The following is a 2,700-nucleotide window of genomic DNA, read 5'->3' on the forward strand; positions in this document are numbered from 1 at the left end:
CGCGACGGGCCAGTTCGGGGGCGCGGGCCCGCGTGGTGTGGGCGTCGTGGGCGATGCGGCGGGTGTAGCCTAAGAACATGCGGCGGCGCGGACTCGACGTCGACGTCGAGTCCGCGGTGGGTTCCGGCACCACCGTGACGATCTCGTGCCACGCACGCTCGGCCGCGTGCGGCGATCACGACGCCGTCAGGGATGCCGCATGAGGCCCACGGTCGCCGTCGTCGACGACGCGTCGCTGATCCGCGAGTCGGTGGGGCTGCTTATGACCGACCTTGACGTCGTCGCCGCCGTGGCGACGGTGGAGGAGCTGGTGCGCCGCCGCCCGGAGGCCGACCTCGTCGTGCTCGACCTGCACCTGGCCAACCTCGAGCAACAGCCCGACGTCCGGCAGGGCATCGCCGCGATCCGCACGCTGACCACCAGCGGCTACCGGGTCTGCGTCTACAGCCAGGAGGAGCGCCGATTCGTCCTGGCCGCCTGCATCGCGGCGGGCGCCTGCGGCGTGGTCTCCAAGGCGCTGCCGACGGCCAGGGCCCAGCAGCTGTTCCTCGAGGCGGCCGCCGGCGGCACCGTCGTGCCGCAGGCCGTCGTCGGGATCCTGGAGGTCCTGGTCCGGCGCGACTGCATCACCCTGCTCAGCGAGCGCCAGCGCCAGCTCCTGCACGGCCGCGCCCGAGGCCTGAGCTACGCCCAGGTCGCCAAGCAGCTGTACGTCAGCGAGTCCACGCTGCGCGGGTACTGGCTGGACCTGACCCGGTCACTGTCCGAGTCGCTGCGCAACCTCACCCCCGGGGAGATCGAGCGAGCCCTCGGGCTCGCCCCCGGTGACCTGCTGGAGTTCTGGTCCGGCGAGGCGACCGACGGCAAGGATTGGTGGCGCACCGCCGAGCCCCGATGAGATCGCCGGATCCCAGGGGGAACCCTCCGGCCGAGCGCCGGGCAGGGTGTGCAGGTGGAGGGCTTGAACCACGTCGCCACAATCGCCGGTGATCCGCTACCGATGAGTTTGCGCAGCTCATCCGGCGCACCGGTAACGAGTTCCTCGACCCGATGCGGACCGTCCACGGTCAGGAGCGAGCCGTCGTCCACCCCTGTTACCAGCCACTACCGAGGATGAACGGTCGGGGTGACCGGGACCTTGTACCCTGCATTTTCCACCCGCGATCGCCAACCCTGAAGCCCGGATAGGCCAGACCGGTCGAAGGAGGATGTGGTGGCGAAGTTGGGGAGCTGGCCGTTGTCCGAGAACGCCATTCGCGCGATGTACGTGGGGGGCCGCGGCAATGCAACGGCCCGCCGGTTCGCCCGGGTGTGGGCGGCTGTACACGGTGCCGGCCTGCTAACCCGGCGCTGGGTGACACTGGAGGTCGCCGGACGCCGTAGCGGACGACTGACCCGGTTCCCGCTGGGCATGGCCGACTGGCGGGGCGACTGGTATCTGGTATCGATGCTGGGCGAGAACTGCAACTGGGTCCGCAACGTACGGGCGGCCGACGGGCTGGTGACCATCCGGCACGGGCGGGCCCGGGCCTGCCGGCTGGTCGAGGTGCCGGTCGACGAGCGCGCACCGATCCTCAAGCGGTACCTGGCGACGGTACCCGGAGCCCGGCCGCACGTCCCCGTCGACCGGCACGCACCCCTGGCCGAGTTCGCGGCCATCGCGGCGCAGTACCCCGCGTTCCGCGTCGAGGCGGCAGGCGAGAAGTCGGACTACTGAGGCTGAGAGGCCATGGTGATCATGGTGGTTGGGGCTGGATTGCCAGCCCGGTCTCGGCGCTGGACACATTCATCGACAAGCGAAACATGATCGCTCACCGATACGTGCCGGGCGACATCATTGCCAAGCGGCATGTCCGGCAGTTCTACAACCCGGTGTCTCCGGGTCGTCGGCAGCATGGCTGAACAGGGGTTTGCCTTGGTGGGCGGGCGGGACTCGAACCCGCGACCGAGGGATTATGAGATCAAATTGCCCGTCCCGCCGACCTGGCCACATGGCGGTCTAGCAGCGGAAACACCTCTCGACATCTCACAGCACTCCCCCGCCATCCGCCGACCTCTTGCGGACCAGATGCGGACCGGCAGGACCAGGAGCCACGGCGAGGGCTCGTTGCTCCCTGCTGGTCGTCGCGTCATCCCACGACGAGAATGACGGCGTGATCAGGGATCTTCTTGACGTAGTGGCCGCGACCTTGGACACGGCGACTCGGGTCCGCGTCTTCGACTCGACCGGGCCCGGTCAACCAGCTCGCAAGCGCCGCGACCGTCGTCCGGTCCTCGCTGACCAGCGTGACCCCGAGGCGCTGATCCAACTGCGAGCAGCGCTGGCACTGCGACCGGACACCAAGGTCATGGACTGGATGCAGTGGCCCGATCTATGGCTCGAACTGCTCGGACCTGACGATGCGCGGTTGACCGCGATCGGTCTCCTTCGTCAAGGCTGGCTCAGGTGGGAATCCGACGGTGACCTGGAACTGCAAGACCCGGCGGCAATCGTGCAGTGGCTGACCCGGTGGGCTCCCGAAGCAGCGGCGACTATCGCCGAATGAGCCCCCACTCTCGTGCCATCCCGTCCACCGTCGACCCACAAACCGTGGAGCGGGCCAGCGCCAGGGTGACAAGGTGGAGCGCCCTACCGGACGAGTCTCAATGGTGGCTGTCAAGCGTCCCTGCGGTGGCGGGTCTCCTCGGTCGGGCAGGCAT

General features: G+C 69.0%; 3 protein-coding genes. All 3 read left to right on the plus strand.

The genetic code is table 11. The features are described 5' to 3' along the window. Window positions 1-199 precede the first annotated feature (199 nt). The gene (locus AB0I76_RS27090; RefSeq protein WP_357041110.1) at window positions 200-898 is read left to right on the plus strand and encodes a DNA-binding response regulator; all 699 of its coding nucleotides are present in this window, start codon (window positions 200-202) and stop codon (window positions 896-898) included. A gap of 315 nt (window positions 899-1,213) precedes the next feature. Beyond that, window positions 1,214-1,717, plus strand: coding sequence for a nitroreductase/quinone reductase family protein (locus tag AB0I76_RS27095; protein ID WP_357041113.1), 504 nt, complete (start codon window positions 1,214-1,216; stop codon window positions 1,715-1,717). 436 nt (window positions 1,718-2,153) lie between these two features. Continuing rightward, the gene (locus tag AB0I76_RS27100; RefSeq protein ID WP_357041116.1) at window positions 2,154-2,546 is read left to right on the plus strand and encodes a hypothetical protein; all 393 of its coding nucleotides are present in this window, start codon (window positions 2,154-2,156) and stop codon (window positions 2,544-2,546) included. Window positions 2,547-2,700: the final 154 nt, after the last annotated feature.

The organism is Micromonospora sp. NPDC049799 (assembly GCF_040656655.1).
Lineage (GTDB): Bacteria > Actinomycetota > Actinomycetes > Mycobacteriales > Micromonosporaceae > Micromonospora.